Genomic DNA, 17,339 nt, shown 5'->3' with positions numbered 1-17,339 from the left:
AAGGGCCAGGGAGTCATGCTGCCACCGTCACGCGCGCGCCATCCGGCGCATCCGCGCTTCGGCCTTGAACGTCGCGAGCGTCGCGCGCATCCGCATCAGCACGATGGCCGCAAAGACGAAGGTGAAACCCGCCAGCATGATCGGCAGCGGCCACAGGATCGAGCCTGCGATCGTCGAACTGGTCAGCCCGATGCTCGGCCCCTGGTGCAGCGTGTTCCACCACACCACCGAATAGCGGATGATCGGCAGCAGCACCGACCCTGCGATGCCGTAGATCGCCGGCACGCGCCCGTCGCCACCACGATCCGCATCGGCACGCGCCAGCGCCATATAGCCGAGATAGACGAACACCAGCAGCAGCATCGACGTCAGCCGCCCGTCCCACTGCCACCACGTCCCCCAGGTCGGCCGGCCCCAGATCGACCCCGTGATCAGGCACAGGGTCGCGAACACCGCGCCCGGCATCGCGATCGCACGCGCCGCGACGTTGGCGAGCGGGTGCCGCCAGACGAGGAACATGATGCTGGATATCGCGATCCCGCTCCACCCGCCCATGCCGAGCCAGGCGGCGGGGACGTGGATGTAGAGGATGCGGACGGTCTCGCCCTGCAGATAGTCGGGGGGCGTTTGCGTCAGGCCCGCCCAGCACCCGATCGCGACCAACACGACGCCGGCCCAGAACAAGGCAGGTGTGAGTGGCCTGGCGATCTTCAGGAAGCGCGCGGGATTGGCAAAGGCGTGAAGCGTCGGCACTGGCGCTGATCTTAAAGACGAAAATGCGGTGCGTCACGCGGGAGTTGCAGCCCCGCCTGTCCAAAACCGTGGACGCAGCCGAATGTCAGCGTCCACGGCGATGGCGTCACCGCCCGATCAGTTTCCGCGCGATGCTGTCCGCGACGTCGGACGCCGGCTCGCCGGTGCGGTCGCTCTCGTCCCAGACCTGGACCAGCCGCTCCGGAATACGCGCGATCCGCGCCTTCACCTCGGCTTCGTCGCCGTGCCCGAGATATTCGAGACCGACATTGATAATGCCGCCCGCGTTGATGACATAGTCCGGCGCGTACAGGATCCCGCGCTCGTGCACGCGGCGACCGTCCTCGCGGACGCTCAGCTGGTTGTTGGCGCCGCCGGCGACGACCTTGGCGTTCAACGCCGCGATCGACGATTCGGTCAGGATCGCGCCGAGCGCGTTGGGGCTGAAGATATCGGCTTCGGTCGTCAGGATCGCCTCGGCCGCGACCGCGGTCGCGCCGAGCTCGCCTGCCAGCTTCTGCGCGCGACCCTCGTCGACATCGGCGAGCGTCAGCACCGCACCGTCCTTGGCGAGCAACCGTGCGAGTCCGCCACCGACCGAGCCGACGCCCTGGATCGCGACGCGCACGCCCTTCATGTCGGTCGCACCGAGGCCACGCTGGGCGGCCGCCTTGACGCCGAGATAGATGCCGAGCGCCGTGTAGGGCCCCGGATCGCCGCCCGCCGCGCCGCTCGCGACCGGCAGGCCGGAGACGTAGCGCGTCTGGCCGGCAATGACCTTCATCCGCTCTTCGGACATGCCGACGTCCTCGGCGGTCACATAGCGGCCGCCGAGCGATTCGACCGCACGGCCGAACGCTTCGAGCTGTGCGGTAGTGATGGTGTCGCCGGGCTTGGCCGCGAGCACGACGCCCTTGCCGCCGCCGAGCTCGAGCCCGGCCATCGCGTTCTTGAAGCTCATGCCGCGCGACAGGCGCAGCGCGTCGGTGATCGCGCGGTCGCTGTCGGAATAATGCCAGAAGCGCGCGCCACCCGCTGCCGGCCCGAGCGCGGTCGAGTGCACCGCGATGACGGCTTGCAGGCCCGATGCGGGATCCGTGAAGAGATGGACGCCTTCGTGGTCGTCGAAGTCGGGAAAGCCCCAGCTGGTCATGGGTTTACCTCGGGGGGATTATCTCAGGGAAGGAATGGGGCGACCGACGGGACTTGAACCCGCAACATCCGGCATCACAAGCCGACGCTCTAACCAATTGAACTACGATCGCCGCGAAGGCGCTGCCCCTAGCGGCGACCCGGGGCCTACGTCAAGGACTCAGAAGCGTCCTTCGATCGAAAGCCTGTATCCGCCGCCGTTCGCGACGAAGCCGGCGGCCTCGAGTTTCGCTGCGGCGAGCGGGTCGGAGGGGCGGAGCGACAGGTCCGCACGGTACCGCCCGCCCGCGTCGATGCGCATCACGATGCCCTCGGTTCCGGCCTGGCTGGTCAGCGGAAGCAGTAGCGAGCTCCCCTCGCAGCGCGCATTGCCGGCGACCGACTGCGGCAGCGCGATCCCGCCGACATCGCCCGCCAGCGTCGCGCGGACGCGGCCTTCGGCGCTCTCGCACTGGCCGTCTCGGAACCGGACGGTGACCGCGTCGAGATCGAGCGCGGACACCGGGACCGGGGCGAACACCCCGCCGGTGGCGATGCTGGCGGTCAGGTCGTCGACGCCGACCGCGTGGCGGCTGATGCTCGCCGACCCGCGCAGCGTCCGCGCCGCCGATTCGGGACCCACCATCACGATCTTCGCGCGCCCGACGAACAACGGCCACGGCGACAATCGTGCGTGGAGGTCGCCGAGCGCGAGGTCGCCGAATCGCGCATCGCGCAAGGTTGCGCCCCAGATCGTCCCGCTGACGCTGCGCGCGACGAAACCCTGCTCCCCGACCCCGGCCCAACCGAGCGCGGCGCGCATCGGCAGGAACACGATCAGCGCGATCAGCAGCATCGCGCCGAACAGCGCGGTCGGCGCGGTCCTCAGCCGGATCCGCTTCATGCCGCGCGCGCCTTGAGAACGAGCGTCACGCCGACGGATTTGTTGCCCGTGTCGGTCATCGCCGCGGAGTCGACGAGGATGCCGATTCGCTCGAGCCGGGCAAGCCATGCGACCACCGCGGCCGGGCGGGCCGACTGGATCGCGACGCGGACGTTGGCGCCGTCCTGGTCGAGGCTGGTCAGCGTAAAGCCGGCCTGATCCGCCTCGATCCGCACCACATCGGCCAGCGTGCCGGTCAGCGGCCGCGGCCGGCCGCGCTGGATCGCCTTCAGCGCCGCGACCTGCGCTTGCGTCTCGCCGAGCCGCGTGACCGCGTCGGCATGACGTTCGCGCGCGCTCGACAGCCCGTCGCCGACGGGGCGGATGATCGCGCCCCAGATCAACGTCAGGACCGCGAGCGCGGCCATCACCACGAGGAGCTTCTTCTCGCGCGGCGCGCGGGCGTCGAACCAGCTTCGCAAGGCGGTCATCGTGCGGTCACCGTCAAATCCCCCGTCACGCGGCCCGCCGCTGCCTGGAACGTGCCAGCGCGGACGCTGAACCCCGCCGCCTCGATCGCGCGCTTCAGGTCGGTCGCCAGCGCCTCGCGCTCGACCGCCACCGACAGCCGCAGGTCGCCATTGGCCTGGAAATCGAGCGCGGTCACTTCGGTGCCCGGCGTCGCACGGACCGCAGCGAACACCGCCGCGGCCGTCGCGCTGAAGCCGAGACCCGGCCCGCGGACGCGCGACAGCCGCTCGTCGAGCTGGCGTGCGGCATCGGTCACGGTCTCGCCTCGCGGCAATCCCGTGCGCGCGATCGCATCCGCCTGCGCCTCCAGCGCGGTCGCCCCGAAACTATATTTGGCGATGCGGACGAGCGAGATCGCCAGCGTCACGCCGAGGATCAGCAGCGCCAGCACCGCGAGTCGGCGGATGAGGCGCCAGTCGAGCGCGAACCGGCGCCGCCGTGCGAACGACCCCTGCCGCAGGTCGAGCGCGGGCGCCGTCGCCGCCGCGACCAGCCCCGCCGACACCGCATCCCGGTCCAGCGTCACGGGCTCCACGCCACCGGTGATCAGCGGAGTCAGATGCGCGTCGTCGGCAAAGCCGCTCGACGTCCCGCGCACCGTCGCGATCCCCGCGATATCGGCGCGCGCATAGCCTTCCGCCGGGCGCGGCAGCAGCATCGGCGCCGGGACGACCGCGACCGGATCGATCCCGTCCGCCGCGAGCATCGCCAGCCAGTCACGCATCACCGCCGCCCCGACGACCCCGATCGGCCGATCCGCGCTGCCCTCGTCGCCGACTGCGACATGGAGCTCGGCGAGCGGTGCGGCGCTGGCGTCGGCGACCAGCAGGCGTGCGGCGGCAACCGCCTGAGCCGGGCTGCGCGTCGGCAATTCCGCCCAGTGCAGCGTGACGTCCTCGGCAGGGGCGACGGCGACGACGGGATCGTCGCCTTGGGGAAGCCCCTCCCCCTCCGCGACCACGCGCGCGTCGACCACGCGCATCCAGCGATATCCGGTCTCGCCGGCAGGAAGGAACAACAACATGGTCATGATGGCTCGCCCCATTGCCGCGATACGAGCCGCGCGGGAAGTCGTGTTGCGTCGATCAGCGCGCGTTCCTGCACTTGCGTCGTTCCCAGCGTCACGTCGATATCGAGCGCGAACCATTTGGACACGACGGCGGTCTGGCCCTCTGCGCCCGCATCGGCCGCGCCCTGCAACGCGGCGCCCTTGAAGAATTCGGACGTCGCGCCGTAGCCCTGCGGCGGCCGCTTGAGGATCAGCTGGCGCGCCGCCTCGACCGACAGCGTGTCGGGCAGCAGCATCACGAACAAAGGCGCCTGTTCGGGCAACAGCGTGTTGACGTTGATCGGCGCGGGATCGGCGATCGGCAAGGTGCAGATCCACGGCCGCAGCGTCGTGTAGATCGCCGGCGTCATGCCTGCGACCGCGCGCAGCTCGCTGGGATCGCTCATCAGTGTGCCCGCGGTGCGATAGGACGGGTCGCGGCCCAGATACGCGCCATCTTCCGCGCCCATCGCCTGCTGGTCCTGGTCGGTGTCGATCCAGTCGGTCGCACCCGACGCGATCTGCTCGGCGACCTGTACGGGCACCTGGAGCAACCGCATCAGGCGGACGAACACCGGGCGCTGCTCGCCGCGCGTCGCATACACCCCGTCCGACGTCCGCTGGACGAGGCCGTTGAGGTTGAAGCAATTCCCCCCGTCGCGCACCCGCGCGGTCGCGAAGCCGCCGCCCGGCAACGGCAGCCCGAACGGCCGGTCGCTCCATCCGCCCGCCAGCGTCACGCGCTTCGGATTGGCGCCGAGCATCGACCCGATCCGCGTCACCGCCATCGTCTCGGCGGCATAGGCATAGGCGCGCACCTGCTCGCCCGCCGCCGCGTTGCCCGCCAGCCGCGTCGAGAGCCGCAGCTTCTCGAGCGCGGCACTCGCCAGCACCGCGATGATCGCGACGAGCATCAGCACGGTCAGCAGCGCGGCGCCGCGCTCGGACCGGTCAACCCGGCGCACGGGGCTGATCCGGTGTGGGGACATAGCCCGAGCCGACGAGGAACAGCTGGCGGAACAGCGTGCCGTCGTCGCGCTGGACGCGCAGTTCGAGCGCATCGGGCAACGGCACGCCGGTCGCCCCGTCCCAGCGATCGCTCCACGCGCCGCCGATGCGGTAGCGCAAGCCGACCTGGCGGACGCGAGTCATCAGCGCCGCGGGGGGCAAGGGCTGCGCGCCGTCGACCATCGGATAGGCGATCCGCTGCAGCGTCGAGTCCTGGACCTGATAGGCGACCTTCTGCAGGCTCGCGCGCGGGGCGCCGTCCAGATTGCTCCAGCCGGCGCGGACGAAGCGGAGCATCGGCGCGACGCCGGAGCCGCTCTCTCCGACGAATGCCGGCAGCACACTACCCGCCTCGTCACGCGCGCTGCGGTTGCGCGCCTGGGCGAGATCGGCGGAGAGGATCGACACCGTCCGCGTCAACGCGGCCATGTCGTCGAGCCGCGCGCCCGTCGTCCCCTGCGCGCGGACGCTGAACGACAGGATCGCGACGCCCGCCGCGGCGATCATGCCGAAGATCAGCAGCGAGACCATCACCTCGACCAGCGTGAAGCCGGCCTCGGACCGCCGCGGCGTCATGCCGCGCCCCGTGGCGGGCGGATCATCGTCAGGCGCCCCAGCATAGCACCGCCTGGGCCCGCCACCATGACGTCGATCCGAAGCACACCGGCATCGCCGATCGCGCTCACCTGCCGCGTCCAGGCCCAGGCGCGGCCGCCATTGGTCTCGACGCCGGTGACGCGACCCGCGGTCGGCGGCGTGCCGTCGGTGACCGCTTCTATCGCGACGTTGCGCGCGACCATCTGCGCGACGAGAGTTTCGTCGAGGATCGAGGCACCGCGGATCGTCGCGCTCTCGAGCCGCACGAGCGCCATCGCGGCGAGGCTGAATACCGCGAGCGCGACCATGATCTCGATGAGGGTGAAACCGGTGGGCTTCCGCGCACTCCCACCTTCCGTCATCCCAGCGAAGGCTGGGATCTCGTGAGGCACGCGCAGCGCAAGAGCCGCGGGAGACCCCAGCCTTCGCTGGGGTGACGGAAGTTTGGGCACCGCGTACCCACGCAATAGCGTCGGGTGGCGACCGCGCGGCACGCGCTCACCCAGCATCGGCGTGAACGCTGCCGTCGGCGTCGATGTTGACGACCGCGCCGACGCCGTCGCGATCCAGCCGGATCGCGGCGGGGCGGTCGGTGAGCCCCGTGGGGTCGAACGTCACACGGACGCGGCCCGACGCGTCGCCGATGCTGGCCCTGGTCCCCTCGCTCCAGCGCTCGACGCGCATCGGCTTCTCGGCGATCGGCGTCCAGCCGCCTGCGAGCCTGCGGTCGAAGCCGTAGCCGCCGCCGGTCACCCAGACGCTGACCGGCCGCGCCTCGACGATCGCCGAATCATGCGCGGCGCGGACGCGCGCGGCGAAGCGGACCGCCTCGTCCTGCACGCGACCACGCGGGTCGGGCATCGCGAGCATTGCCGTTGCGGAGGCTAGCCCGATGATCGTCATGACGACCATCAGTTCGACGAGCGTAAAGCCACGCGTCGCCGTCGCTGCACTATTCCCAGCTACCGATATCTGCATCGACACCTTGGCCGCCTTCCTTACCGTCGGCCCCCAGCGACCAGACGTCGAACTCGCCGTGCTGCCCCGGAGATGCATAGAGGTACGGGCGTCCCCAGGGGTCATCCTTCAGCTTCTTGATGTAGCCGCCGCGCTGATACTGCGCAGCATCGATGCCGGACGGCGCCGAGATCAGCGACTGGAGCCCCTGTGATGTCGTTGGATAGCGATTGAACTGAAGTCGGAACATCTCCAGGCCGTTCTCGATCGTCGATATATCGGCCTTAGCCGTGACAGACTTTGCCTTGTCGCCCGCTGGCAAGACGTTGATCGTCACAATCGTCGCGAGCAAGCCGATGATCACGATGACCACCATCAGCTCGACGAGCGTGAAGCCGTTCTTCCTCCCGTCATGCCGGACTCGATCCGGCATCCCGCTATCTTCGGGCGTTGCGAGAGAAGAAGAAGCGGGACCCCGGGTCGGGCCCGGGGTGACGGGGGATGTGGGTAAACGCATACGAAACCTCATTGGCCTGCCAGCGTGTTGAGCTGGAGGATCGGGAGCAGGATGGATAGCACGATCGTCGCGACGATGCCGCCCATCACGACGATGATCAGCGGTTCGAGCAGCGACAGTGCGGTCGCGGTGAAGCGGTCGAACTCACGCTCGAGATAGTCGGCGGCGCGCTCGAGCATCTCGTCGAGCCGCCCCGCCGCCTCGCCGCTCGCCGCCAGATAGGTGAGCAGCGGCGGGAACACGCCGGCGCGACGCATCGCGGCCGACAGGCTGCCGCCGCCGCGGATCGCCTCGACGATCTGGTCCGAGGCGAGCCGGAGGCGGCGGTTGTGGATCGTGCTGGCTGTGAGGTTCAGACCGTCGAGCAGCGGCAGGCGGCTTGCGACCATCGTACCCAGCGTGCGCGCCATGCGCGCGGCGTGGAGGTCGCGCAGCAGCCGGCCGAGCAGCGGAATGCGGAGCAGCCAGCTGTCGAAGGCGAGCCGCATCTCGGGGTTCTTGAGCGCCTGCCAGCCGCCGAGGCCGGCAACGACGAGGACCAGCAGCATCACCCACCAATAGCCGACGAGGAACGCCGAGAACGCCATCACCATGCGGGTCAGGAAGGGCAGTTGCTGGCCGACCGTGTCGAACTGTTCGACGACCTGCGGCACGACGAACATCATCAGCGCGGTGACGACGCCCAATGCGACCAGCGCGAGGATCGAGGGATAGGCGAGCGCGGTGATCAGCTTGCCGCGGATCTCGGCCTGGCGTTCGAGCAGCGCTGCAAGCCGGTCGAGGATCGTCGGCAGCGACCCCGAGCTTTCGCCCGCCGCGACCATCGCGCGGTAGAGCGGCGGGAAGCTTTTCGGCTCGCGCGCCATCGCGTCGGCGAGGCGACGGCCCTCGACGACGCCGGCATGGACGGTCGCGACGATCGTGCGGACGCTCTCCTGCTCGGTCTGGCGGGTGATCGTGCGGAGGCTTTCCTCCAGCGGCGAGACGCGGTTGAGCGTCGCGAGCTGGCGGGTGAAGAGCGTGAGGTTCTTGCCCGACATCTTCGGCTTGCCGAGCTGCAGGCCGAACAGCGGACGGCCGGCCGACGCCTGGGGCGGCGCGCCGGGGGCAAGCTTGACGACGTAGAGCTTGCGCGCGTCGAGCGCCGCGCGCGCGACGTCGATGTCGGCCGCGGCGATGTGGCCGCGCCTTTCGGAACCCTTCGTGTCGATCGCGAGATAGTCGAAGTCAGCCATGGGGTCGGCCGGCTCCCAACGCACACCCGTCATGCTGAACTTGGTTCAGCATCCACCGCTCCCCAGGCCATCGCGCTTGGGGACAGATGGACCCTAAAACAAGTTCAGGGTGACGCGGGGGTTTTGGCCGAGGTTCACACATCCTCCACCTCCGCCGTGTCACGCGGTGCGTGTCGATCGCGAGATGATCTAAGGAGCCAAGGTGTCGGCCGACCCCCAAAGCATCGCCGTCATGCTGAACTTGGTTCAGCATCCACCGCTCCCCGAGCGATAGCGTTCGCGTGCCAGTGGACCCTGAAACGAGTTCAGGGTGACGGAGGGCGTGGGGATCACGCATCCTCCACCTCGGCGGTATCGCGCCGCGAAACTCGCACCGCTTCCTCAGCCGTCGTCTGCCCCGACAGCACCAGCTCCCGCGCCGACTGCGCGAGGTTCGGGGACTTCGCGAACGCATGCGCGGTGATCGCGGTCTCGTCGCCGTCGGTGTTGATCAGGCGGCGGATGGTGTCGTCGATGCGGACCGCCTCGAACACGCCGATGCGGCCCTTGAACCCGGTCTGCCCGCACTCGTCGCAGCCTTGTGCGACATATACCACCGCGTCGCCCGGGATCCCGAGCAGCGGCGCGACCGTCTCCGCCGCGGGCACCGCGCGGCGGCACGTCGGGCACAATCGCCGCACCAGCCGCTGCGCGATCACCGCGCGCAGCGTGGACGCGAGCAGGAAGCTCTCGACCTTCATGTCGCGCATGCGCGTGATCGCGCCGATCGCGTCGTTGGTGTGGACCGTCGACAGCACGAGGTGCCCGGTCAGCGACGCCTGCACCGCGATCTCGGCGGTCTCGCGGTCGCGGATTTCGCCGACCATCACGACGTCGGGATCCTGGCGCAGGATCGCGCGCAGCCCCGCGGCGAAGGTCAGCCCAACCTTGGGGTTCACCTGAGTCTGGCCGACCCCGTCGACCGCATACTCGACGGGGTCCTCGACGGTCAGGATGTTGCGGCTGCCGTCGTTGAGGAGGCGCAGCGCGGCGTAGAGGCTCGTCGTCTTGCCCGAGCCCGTCGGCCCGGTGACGAGGATGATGCCGTTGGGCTCGGCGAGCGATTCACGCAGCAGCGCGAACAGCGCGGGCGGCAGGCCCAGCGCCTCCAGCGTGATTCCGGCATTCTCCTTGTCGAGGATACGCAGCACGACGCGCTCGCCTGCGCGGCTCGGCAGCGTCGAGACACGGACGTCGAGCAGCTTGCCGCCCAGCGTCAGCCCCATCCGGCCGTCCTGCGGCACGCGCCGCTCGGCGATGTCGAGCCGCGCCATCACCTTGATGCGGCTGACGACGACCGGCGCGACGTTGGCGGGCATGCGGAGCGTCTCGCGCAACACGCCGTCGATGCGCATGCGGATGACGAGGCCGGACTCATAGGGCTCGATATGGATGTCCGACACGCCGTTGCGCGCGGCGTCGGCGATGATGCCGTTGATCAGCCGGATCGCCGGCGCGTCGTCGGCGGTGTCGAGCAGGTCCTCCGCGGTCGGCATGTCGCCTGCGAGCAGGTCGAGCTCGTCGCCCATCCCGACCGCGGCGAGCGCGTTGGCCTGGCCGTCCATCGCATAGACGTTGGAGAGCAGGCGATCGAACGCGGGGGCTTCGACGATACCCACGTCGAACGCGCGGCCGAGATAGCGGCGGAGTTCGAGCAGGACCTTGGGGTCCGCGCCCTCGCGCATCGCGATGGTCAGGTGGGAGTCGGTGTCGGTGTGGTCGACCACGACGCCGAATTTCCGGGCGAAGGCGTAGGGGATGGTGAGTTGGGGGAGTGGCTGGGGGACTCCCCTCCCGCCTGCGGGAGGGGTCAGGGGAGGGCCTGTCAACAAGAGCGCGTCGTCTGCGGACATGCCCTCCCCTAGCCCCTCCCGCAAGCGGGAGGGGAACGCGTCCTCCGAGGTGCCGACCGCGATCACCGCTTAGCCGGCCGGAACACGGTGGACGAACTCCGCACCGGGACCGCGATCCGCGGGTCCTCGATATTGCCCGGGATCGGCGCGCTCGGGATCGGGGGCGCGGCGCCCATGTAATCGCGGACGAGCTGGTCGATCGACGGCTCCGAATTCGGATCCTGCAACCCCTGCTGCAACCGCACATAGCCGTAGCGCTGCTCGGTCAGGCGGCGGCTGTCCTCCGCGGTGCGCAGGATGGTCGGGCGGATGAAGATCATGAGGTTGGTCTTCGACCGCTGCTTCGCCTTGGACGTGAACAGGTGGCCGAGCACGGGCAGGTCGCCGAGCAGCGGGATCTTCTCGATCGTGCGACGCTCATTGTCGTCGAGCAGACCCGAGATCACCGCGATCTGGCCGTCGTCGACGGTACGGACGGTCTCGACCTCGCGCTTGTTGAGGATCAGGTCGCTGTTGTCGCTCGACACCGGCCCGGCGATCGAGCTGACTTCCAGGCGCAGGTTGAGCTTCACCGTGCCGCTCGAATTGACCTGCGGGCGCACCGTCAGCTCGATGCCGACATTCTGGCGCTGCGTGGTCTGGAACGCATTGTCGAAATTGTTCGACAGCGCGCGGCCCGTGGTGATCGGGATCTCCTGCCCGACCAGGCTGTGTGCCTCCTGGTTGTCGAGCGTGACGAGATGCGGGACCTGGAGCAGGTTCGACTGGCTGTCGCTCTTCACCGCGTTGATGATCGCGCCGAAGAAGGTGCTGCCGATCTTGCCGCCGAACCCGCCGAACCCGCCGCTCGCTGCGAGGATCGAGGCGATCGCGGACTGCTGCAGCGTGTCGGCCGCCGGGCTGGTGGTATTGGTCGTCGTCGTGCTGCCGTCGGTGTTCTGCGTCGTCGTGCTCGACGTGTTGAGCTGCGTCGCGCCGATCGCGCCGGCGATCTGCAGGATGTTCGGCGCGGAGTTCGAGAAGGTCGACGCGCCGAACGCGCCGCCGCTGGGATCGCCGACGATGAACTGCGCACCGAGCGTCTTGGCGGTGGTGTCCGACACCTCGGCGACGATCGCCTCGACCAGCACCTGTTCGCGCCGCGTGTCGAGCTGGCGGACGACCTCGGCGAGCTGACGCTGGATCTCGGCGGGCGCGGCGATGACGATCGCGTTGGCGCCGGTGAAGCGCGTGACGACGGCGGCGGTCTTGCCGCCTGCGGTGGTGAGCGCGGGCTGGCCGGTCCCGGATCCGCCGCTGGCGGCCGTTGGCACGGGTTGGCTGATCTGCGGTTGCTGGACGGCCTGCGACCCCGAGCTGCCGTTGGTGCTGCTCGATCCGAAATTGGTCCGCGACAGCGCCTGGCTGGTCGGCTGGGTCGGGGTCTGGCCGACGAGCTCCTGCAGCACCGGCAGGAGCTGCTCCGCGTCGGCGTTCTCGAGGAACACGACCTTGATCTCGGTGCCGTTGCGCGCCTTCTGGTCGAGGTCGATCGCGACCTGCGCGAGGCGTGCGACGGTCGCGGAATCGCCGCGCAGCGCGACCGCGTTGGATCCTTCGACCGCGACCACGGATGCGGTGGGCCCGCCGCCTGCGGCACCGGCTGCGCCGCCCTGCCCGCCGCCCGTGCCCGCGCCGATCAGCCCCTGCAGCGCGGTCGCGATCTCCTTGGCGCTCGCATTCTTGAGCGCGATCACCCGCGTCGACGCATTGTCGGTGTCGATGCGGCGCAGCACTTCGCGGACGCGGCGGATATTGTCGGCGAAGTCGACGATCACGAGGCTGTTGCCGCCGCGGTTCGCGCTGACCGAGCCTTGCGCGCTGACCAGCGGGCGCACCGTGTCGACCGCGCTGGTCGCGTCGATCGAGCGGAGGCGGACTATCTCGGTGACGTAGCTGTTGCGCGCGGCACCGCCGACGCCGATCCGGCTCGGCTGCGACGCGGCATTGTCGAGCGGTTGGATCCGGAACGCGCCGTTCGAGGTCGGCACCGCGACCAGCCCGTTCGAGCGCAGCGTCGACAGAAATATCTCGAAATATTCGGACCGCGACAGCGGGCGGTCGGTGACGACGGTCACCTTCCCCGCGACGCGGTTGTCGATGATGAAGGTGCGGCCGGTAACCTTGGCCGCATCGGCGATGAACGCGCGGATATCGGCGTCGCGGACGTTGAGCGTGGTCTGCGCCTGCGTTGTCGCAGCCATCGCGACCACCGCGATCGGAGCTAAATAGCGTTTCATTGAGCCGTTTTCATTGAGGGTGCGATCGTGATGGCGAGCTGCAGCGTGTCCTGGCCGCGCTCGACGGTGATGGGGACGTTGCCGCCCCCTGCGAAATCCTTGGCGATGCGGTCGAGGTCGCCGGGGCCCGAGACCGGGCGTCCGCCGAGCGACGTGACGACGTCGCCGTCCTTGAGCCCGGCGGCGCGGAACGCCGCGCCGCTGCCCTGCGCGCGGACGGTGAGACCGCTGATCCGGCCGTCGTCGATCCGCGGGATGAAGCCGATCTCCTGACGAAGCTGCGCGACCGGGATGCCGGCCGCGGGGCTTGCGGGCGCCGCGCCCGGCGCTGCCCCTGGGATGACCGGCGTCACCGCGCCCGACTGGTCGAGGAACAGGTCCTCGTCCGCGCCGCCGCGCTCGATCGTGACATGGTCGAACGCGACCGATTTGAGGCGCACGCCGGGCTGGATCTCGGCGCCGACCGCGACGCTCTGCTGGACGCCGTCGGGCCCGGCGATGATCGCCGAGCCGCCGCCCATCGCCTCGTCGATGCGCGTACCGAACAGCGTCAGCTGCAGCGCGGTGACGGTGGCCGGCGCCGCGGCGCCGCCGCCGAGACGAAAGAACGGGTCGAAGCTGCCGAGGATATCCGCGCCCGCGACGACGGGCGCCGCCGGACGCCAGGCGCCGAGCGGCGTCACCGGCGTCGTCAGCACCCAGACGAACCGCGCGCACTGGACCGCCAGCACCCCCATCAGAGCCAGCTCGGCCAGCGAATAGACATTCACGACGGGCATCCGCCGCAAGATACGGCGCGCCCGGGCATCGAGCTTCAAACGCATGTGATTCCGTCCCGCATCCCTGCGGATAGGCATGCCATGTTACGAACGCGCGTCAATGATTTGTCGCGTTTGCGCGAAGCCGCGCGGCTTGGCAGAAGCGCGGTATGACAGACAGTTCCTCGGCGAGTTCCTCCGGCCTCGACCCTGCCCCGATCCTCGCGCGGCTCGGCGTCCCCGGCGTGCAGCGCGTGCCGAGCCCGAAGCTCGACCTGTTCGTGAAGCGCGACTTCCTGCCGCCCGACCTGTGCGCGGCACTGATCGCGCGGATCGACGCGGTGCGCCGACCCTCGACGATCTCCGATTCGAACGGCGATGCCGCGTACCGGACCAGCGAGACCGGCGATCTCGACGCAGCCGACCCGGTCGTCCTCGACGTCGAGGCGCGGATCGCCGCGCTGACCGGTCTCGCCGGCGCGCATGGCGAGCCGCTGCAGGGGCAGCGCTACGCGGTCGGGCAGGAGTTCAAGGGACATACCGATTATTTCGAGCCCACGGGGGTGGATTATGATCGCTACTGCTCGGTCGCGGGCAACCGGACCTGGACCGTCATGGTGTACCTCAACACGCCCGGCGCGGGCGGCGCGACGCGGTTCAAGGCGATCGACAAGATCGTGCCCGCCGAGGCGGGGAAACTGCTCGCCTGGAACAACCGGCGGGCGGACGGCAGCCTGAACCCGGCGACGCTGCATCACGGGATGAAGGTGCGCCAGGGCGTGAAGTACGTGATCACGAAATGGTTTCGCGAACGCGAGTGGCGGTGACCTCCGGAGTGGGAACCCCGTGTTCCTGCGGAGGCAGGAACCCAGGGTTCCGAACACAGCGCTTCCGACCCTGGGTTCCTGCTTTCGCAGGAACACAAGGATTTAGAACGTCACGCTCGCGCCCAGCGTGAACATCCGGCCCAGTCGGTACTTGTTGATGTCGACCTGGTTGCCGTTCGAGAAGGTCTGGTACTCGCGGTAGCCCGTCCCCGTGATGTTGCGCGCCTCGAACTTCACCTCGATCTGCTTGTCCATCACCGTGATGCCCTGGCGACCGACGAAGTCGAGGCGGATGCCCGGCTTCTCGATCAGGTCGGGCAGGCGGATGCCGCCGCCGCCGCCCACGGGTCCGCGATTGGTGACGCGGTTGCTGGCATAGTTGAACAGCCAGGTGAACTGCGACAGGCTCTTCTTGTCCTCGATCCCGATCTGCAGGTTCACGAGGTGGTCGGACTGGCCGACCAGCGGCGCGCCGTCCTGGAACAGGATGTTGGCAGGGCGCAGCTGGACCTGCGAGCCGGCCTGGAGCGGGCTCGCGATCAGCTGGTCGTCGGCGCTGATCGACGAGTGCGTGTAGGTGTAGTTGGCGATCAGCACGAGGCGACGCGTCGCCAGCCAGTCGGCACCCAGCACGTCGAGACCGATATATTTCTGGAACTCGGTCTCGCCGCCGTAGAGCTTCGCCTGCGGTGCGTTGGCGAAACCGGTCTGCAGCGTGTCGCTGCCCGCCGGGAAGAACGCGACCGCCTCGATCGGGTTCTCGATCCGCTTGTAGAAGCCGGCGAGGCTCAGGCGCTGGTCCTTGGCGAAATACCATTCGGTCCTCGCCTCGGCGTTGTAGAGCTCGGAGTCCTTCAGGAACGCGTTGCCGAAGAACAGGCGGTCCGAATCGAAATCCTGGTACAGCTGCGGCGCAAGCTCGCGGAACTGCGGGCGCGCGAGCGTCTTCGAGAAGTGCAGTCGCGCCTGAAGGTCCGACGCGAAGTTCCAGGTGACGGTGACCGCGGGCAGGAAATAGTCGTTCTTCAGGTTGGTCGCCGCAGCGCCGCCCGACGGCGTCACGCGCTCCTCGGCGGTCTCGTAGCGGACGCCGACCGTGGCGCGCAGCCCGTCGAGGATCTCGCCCTCGACCTGCCCATACGCGCCGTGGACCTTGAGCGACGCGTCATAGGCTGCGGCGCCCTGCCCGGTCGAGGTGTTGCGCAGATAGATGCCGTTCGTCGTGACGATGTAATCGGACAGCAGATAGTCGGGGCGCAGCTGCGCGAGCACGTCGCCGAGCGCGCCGTTGTTCGCGGCCGAATACTGGAAGGTGTAGCGGCTCGAATCGCGGCTGGTGTCGTTATACGCATAGCCGACCGAGAGCGCGAACGGACGGTCCGTCGGCGCGTTCCAGGTCAGGTTCGCCTGGCCCGACCACAGGGTCTCGTCGAGTTCGCTGAACGCGACAGACGCGCTCTGCAACCCGCTGAGGTTGTTGGTATAGTCCTTGACGGCCGTGTTGTACTGATAGGTGAACTGACGCTCGTAGGGCGAGTTGCGTTCGGTCTTGGCGTAGCTGCCGCGCGTGTCGAACGCGAAGTTGCCGAACTTGAACTCGCCGACCAGCTGCGTGTCGATCAGCTGGCGTTCGAACCAGCTGGTGTTCTGCGTGATGAAGGCCGGTTTGCCGTAGGGTGACGGGATGCCGATGTTCGCGGTGTTGCCGCTGCTCAGCCGCCCCTGCTTGAGCGTGTCGTGGATGTAGAGGTTGGTCCAGCGGATCTTGTTTTCGCCGAACTCCGCGCCGAAGCCCAACAGCCCGTTCACGACCGCGCGGTTGTCGGTCAGCACCGTGCGGAAATCGCGCGTCAGGATACCGCTGGCATCGTCGGTCGACTGCTGCTTGTCGTAGCGCGTGCGCCAGGTGTTGCTGATCCCCGCCGCGGCGATCACACCGACGCGCGTGCTGCCGACGTCGGTGAAGGTGCCGAAGCTCATCTCGCCCGACAGGTTGGCGGGCAGCTGGTTGTTCTGCTGGAGCAGCGTCGTCGGCGCGTTCGACAATTCGGTGAGGTTCGCAGACGTCGGCGAGGTGCCGTTCTTGCCCGCCGCCTTGATGAACGCGGGCACCTTGCGCTCGCCGCTGTCGAAGCCGAACTGGTCGTACTTGCCGCCGTCATAGACATAGCCGAGCTCGCTGGTCGTGACCGTGTCGGCCCCGACCGAACCGCCGATCTGCAGGAACGTCTCCTGCGGCACGGCCTTGGTCGTCAGGTTGATGACGCCGCCGCCGAACTCGCCGGGATAGTTGACCGAATAGCTCTTCTGGACGAGCGCCGACGCGATGACGTTGGTCGGGAAGATGTCGAGCGGAACGACGCGGCGCAGCGGCTCGGGGGAAGGCAGCGGCGAGCCGTTGAGCAGCGACGAGGAATAGCGGTCGCCGAGGCCGCGGACATAGACGAAGCCGTTGCCGACCACCGACAGGCCGGTGACGCGCTGCAGCGCGCCGGCGATGTCGCCTTCGCCGGTGCGTGCGATGTCGGCGGTGGAGAGGACGCTGACGACTTCCGGAGTCGCGCGGACGACGTCGGGGATGTTGCGGCCGACCACGACGATGTCGTCACCGCCGCTGGTGCTGCCGCCGGGGGTCGAGATCTCGACCTGTTCCTGCTGCTGCGCCGCCTGTTGCGCAGGATCGGCGGGCGTGCCGGCCTGGGGCGAGACGACGCTACCGGCGGGGCTGGCAGCAGGAGCGCCGCCTGCGGGTGCGCTTTGCGCCAGCGCATGCGCGGGCACGAGCGTCGTCGTCGCAAGAAGGACGGAGACGAGAACGGAAGACTTCATGGCTGCCCCGGCAACAAGAGGAGTATGTTCGTAATCGACATTTCATCCTCCCCCGCCAGGGGGAGGTGGCTGCCGCAGGCAGACGGAGGGGGCG

16 protein-coding genes and 1 tRNA gene are annotated in these 17,339 nt (G+C 69.0%); 1 reads left to right on the top strand and 16 read right to left on the bottom strand.

Features of this window, described 5'->3' with window-relative positions; genetic code table 11:
* Positions 1-27: 27 nt before the first annotated feature.
* The 15 genes from ccmC to FSB78_RS03535 form a co-directional block, all read right to left on the bottom strand.
* Positions 28-753, bottom strand: a complete 726-nt coding sequence (gene ccmC, locus FSB78_RS03605) for a heme ABC transporter permease CcmC (RefSeq protein WP_147080040.1) — start codon at positions 751-753, stop codon at positions 28-30.
* Positions 754-859: 106 nt separating this feature from the next.
* The gene (locus FSB78_RS03600; protein WP_147080038.1) at positions 860-1,906 is read right to left on the bottom strand and encodes a Leu/Phe/Val dehydrogenase; all 1,047 of its coding nucleotides are present in this window, start codon (positions 1,904-1,906) and stop codon (positions 860-862) included.
* 35 nt (positions 1,907-1,941) lie between these two features.
* Positions 1,942-2,018 (bottom strand) — tRNA-His (locus tag FSB78_RS03595).
* A gap of 47 nt (positions 2,019-2,065) precedes the next feature.
* Positions 2,066-2,788, bottom strand: coding sequence for a type II secretion system protein N (gene gspN, locus FSB78_RS03590; protein ID WP_147080036.1), 723 nt, complete (start codon positions 2,786-2,788; stop codon positions 2,066-2,068).
* On the bottom strand, positions 2,785-3,258 hold the full coding sequence (gene gspM, locus FSB78_RS03585) for a type II secretion system protein GspM (RefSeq protein WP_147080034.1): 474 nt from the start codon (positions 3,256-3,258) through the stop codon (positions 2,785-2,787). Before gspM ends, gspN begins: the two co-directional genes overlap by 4 nt.
* Complete coding sequence (gene gspL, locus FSB78_RS03580; RefSeq protein ID WP_147080032.1) at positions 3,255-4,328, bottom strand: type II secretion system protein GspL; 1,074 nt, start codon at positions 4,326-4,328, stop codon at positions 3,255-3,257. Before gspL ends, gspM begins: the two co-directional genes overlap by 4 nt.
* The gene (gene gspK / locus FSB78_RS03575) at positions 4,325-5,311 is read right to left on the bottom strand and encodes a type II secretion system minor pseudopilin GspK (RefSeq protein WP_242007979.1); all 987 of its coding nucleotides are present in this window, start codon (positions 5,309-5,311) and stop codon (positions 4,325-4,327) included. The genes gspL and gspK overlap by 4 nt, the downstream gene beginning before the upstream one ends.
* Positions 5,298-5,930 (bottom strand): type II secretion system minor pseudopilin GspJ, encoded by a 633-nt coding sequence (gene gspJ / locus FSB78_RS03570; RefSeq protein ID WP_147080028.1) that lies wholly within the window; start codon positions 5,928-5,930, stop codon positions 5,298-5,300. Before gspJ ends, gspK begins: the two co-directional genes overlap by 14 nt.
* Complete coding sequence (gene gspI / locus FSB78_RS03565) at positions 5,927-6,313, bottom strand: type II secretion system minor pseudopilin GspI (protein WP_147080026.1); 387 nt, start codon at positions 6,311-6,313, stop codon at positions 5,927-5,929. Before gspI ends, gspJ begins: the two co-directional genes overlap by 4 nt.
* 136 nt (positions 6,314-6,449) lie before the next feature.
* Positions 6,450-6,929 carry a GspH/FimT family pseudopilin gene (locus tag FSB78_RS03560; protein WP_147080024.1) on the bottom strand — a complete coding sequence of 160 codons (480 nt, stop codon included), beginning with the start codon at positions 6,927-6,929 and terminating at the stop codon, positions 6,450-6,452.
* A complete protein-coding gene (gene gspG, locus FSB78_RS03555; RefSeq protein WP_147080022.1) occupies positions 6,904-7,341 on the bottom strand; it encodes a type II secretion system major pseudopilin GspG in 438 nt (145 codons plus the stop codon). Before gspG ends, FSB78_RS03560 begins: the two co-directional genes overlap by 26 nt.
* Positions 7,342-7,433: 92 nt before the next feature.
* Positions 7,434-8,660 (bottom strand): type II secretion system inner membrane protein GspF, encoded by a 1,227-nt coding sequence (gene gspF / locus FSB78_RS03550; RefSeq protein ID WP_147080020.1) that lies wholly within the window; start codon positions 8,658-8,660, stop codon positions 7,434-7,436.
* A gap of 329 nt (positions 8,661-8,989) precedes the next feature.
* A complete protein-coding gene (locus FSB78_RS03545; protein WP_147080018.1) occupies positions 8,990-10,552 on the bottom strand; it encodes a GspE/PulE family protein in 1,563 nt (520 codons plus the stop codon).
* 62 nt (positions 10,553-10,614) lie between these two features.
* Complete coding sequence (gene gspD / locus FSB78_RS03540) at positions 10,615-12,831, bottom strand: type II secretion system secretin GspD (RefSeq protein ID WP_147080016.1); 2,217 nt, start codon at positions 12,829-12,831, stop codon at positions 10,615-10,617.
* Positions 12,828-13,655: a type II secretion system protein N gene (locus FSB78_RS03535; RefSeq protein ID WP_147080014.1), complete on the bottom strand. Its 828-nt coding sequence runs from the start codon at positions 13,653-13,655 to the stop codon at positions 12,828-12,830. Before FSB78_RS03535 ends, gspD begins: the two co-directional genes overlap by 4 nt.
* A gap of 104 nt (positions 13,656-13,759) precedes the next feature.
* Between FSB78_RS03535 and FSB78_RS03530 the strand changes: the two genes are divergently transcribed.
* Complete coding sequence (locus FSB78_RS03530) at positions 13,760-14,416, top strand: prolyl hydroxylase family protein (protein ID WP_147080012.1); 657 nt, start codon at positions 13,760-13,762, stop codon at positions 14,414-14,416.
* A gap of 102 nt (positions 14,417-14,518) precedes the next feature.
* On the opposite strand, the gene FSB78_RS03525 is transcribed toward FSB78_RS03530, so the two are convergent.
* Positions 14,519-17,245, bottom strand: coding sequence for a TonB-dependent receptor domain-containing protein (locus FSB78_RS03525; protein ID WP_147080010.1), 2,727 nt, complete (start codon positions 17,243-17,245; stop codon positions 14,519-14,521).
* Positions 17,246-17,339: the final 94 nt, after the last annotated feature.

The organism is Sphingomonas ginsenosidivorax, from assembly GCF_007995065.1.
GTDB lineage: Bacteria > Pseudomonadota > Alphaproteobacteria > Sphingomonadales > Sphingomonadaceae > Sphingomonas > Sphingomonas ginsenosidivorax.
This window is presented reverse-complemented; position numbering and strand designations above follow the sequence as displayed.

Bases quoted from the DNA above. Each gene is read 5' to 3' on its own strand.
- FSB78_RS03600 (WP_147080038.1), bottom strand. From the start codon at position 1,906: ATGACCAGCTGGGGCTTTCCCGACTTCGACGACCACGAAGGCGTCCAT.
- gspN (WP_147080036.1), bottom strand. From the start codon at position 2,788: ATGAAGCGGATCCGGCTGAGGACCGCGCCGACCGCGCTGTTCGGCGCG.
- gspM (WP_147080034.1), bottom strand. From the start codon at position 3,258: ATGACCGCCTTGCGAAGCTGGTTCGACGCCCGCGCGCCGCGCGAGAAG.
- gspL (WP_147080032.1), bottom strand. From the start codon at position 4,328: ATGACCATGTTGTTGTTCCTTCCTGCCGGCGAGACCGGATATCGCTGG.
- gspJ (WP_147080028.1), bottom strand. From the start codon at position 5,930: ATGACGCCGCGGCGGTCCGAGGCCGGCTTCACGCTGGTCGAGGTGATG.
- gspI (WP_147080026.1), bottom strand. From the start codon at position 6,313: ATGACGGAAGGTGGGAGTGCGCGGAAGCCCACCGGTTTCACCCTCATC.
- FSB78_RS03560 (WP_147080024.1), bottom strand. From the start codon at position 6,929: ATGCAGATATCGGTAGCTGGGAATAGTGCAGCGACGGCGACGCGTGGC.
- gspG (WP_147080022.1), bottom strand. From the start codon at position 7,341: ATGCCGGATCGAGTCCGGCATGACGGGAGGAAGAACGGCTTCACGCTC.
- gspF (WP_147080020.1), bottom strand. From the start codon at position 8,660: ATGGCTGACTTCGACTATCTCGCGATCGACACGAAGGGTTCCGAAAGG.
- FSB78_RS03545 (WP_147080018.1), bottom strand. From the start codon at position 10,552: ATGTCCGCAGACGACGCGCTCTTGTTGACAGGCCCTCCCCTGACCCCT.
- gspD (WP_147080016.1), bottom strand. From the start codon at position 12,831: ATGAAACGCTATTTAGCTCCGATCGCGGTGGTCGCGATGGCTGCGACA.
- FSB78_RS03535 (WP_147080014.1), bottom strand. From the start codon at position 13,655: ATGCGTTTGAAGCTCGATGCCCGGGCGCGCCGTATCTTGCGGCGGATG.
- FSB78_RS03530 (WP_147080012.1), top strand. From the start codon at position 13,760: ATGACAGACAGTTCCTCGGCGAGTTCCTCCGGCCTCGACCCTGCCCCG.
- FSB78_RS03525 (WP_147080010.1), bottom strand. From the start codon at position 17,245: ATGAAGTCTTCCGTTCTCGTCTCCGTCCTTCTTGCGACGACGACGCTC.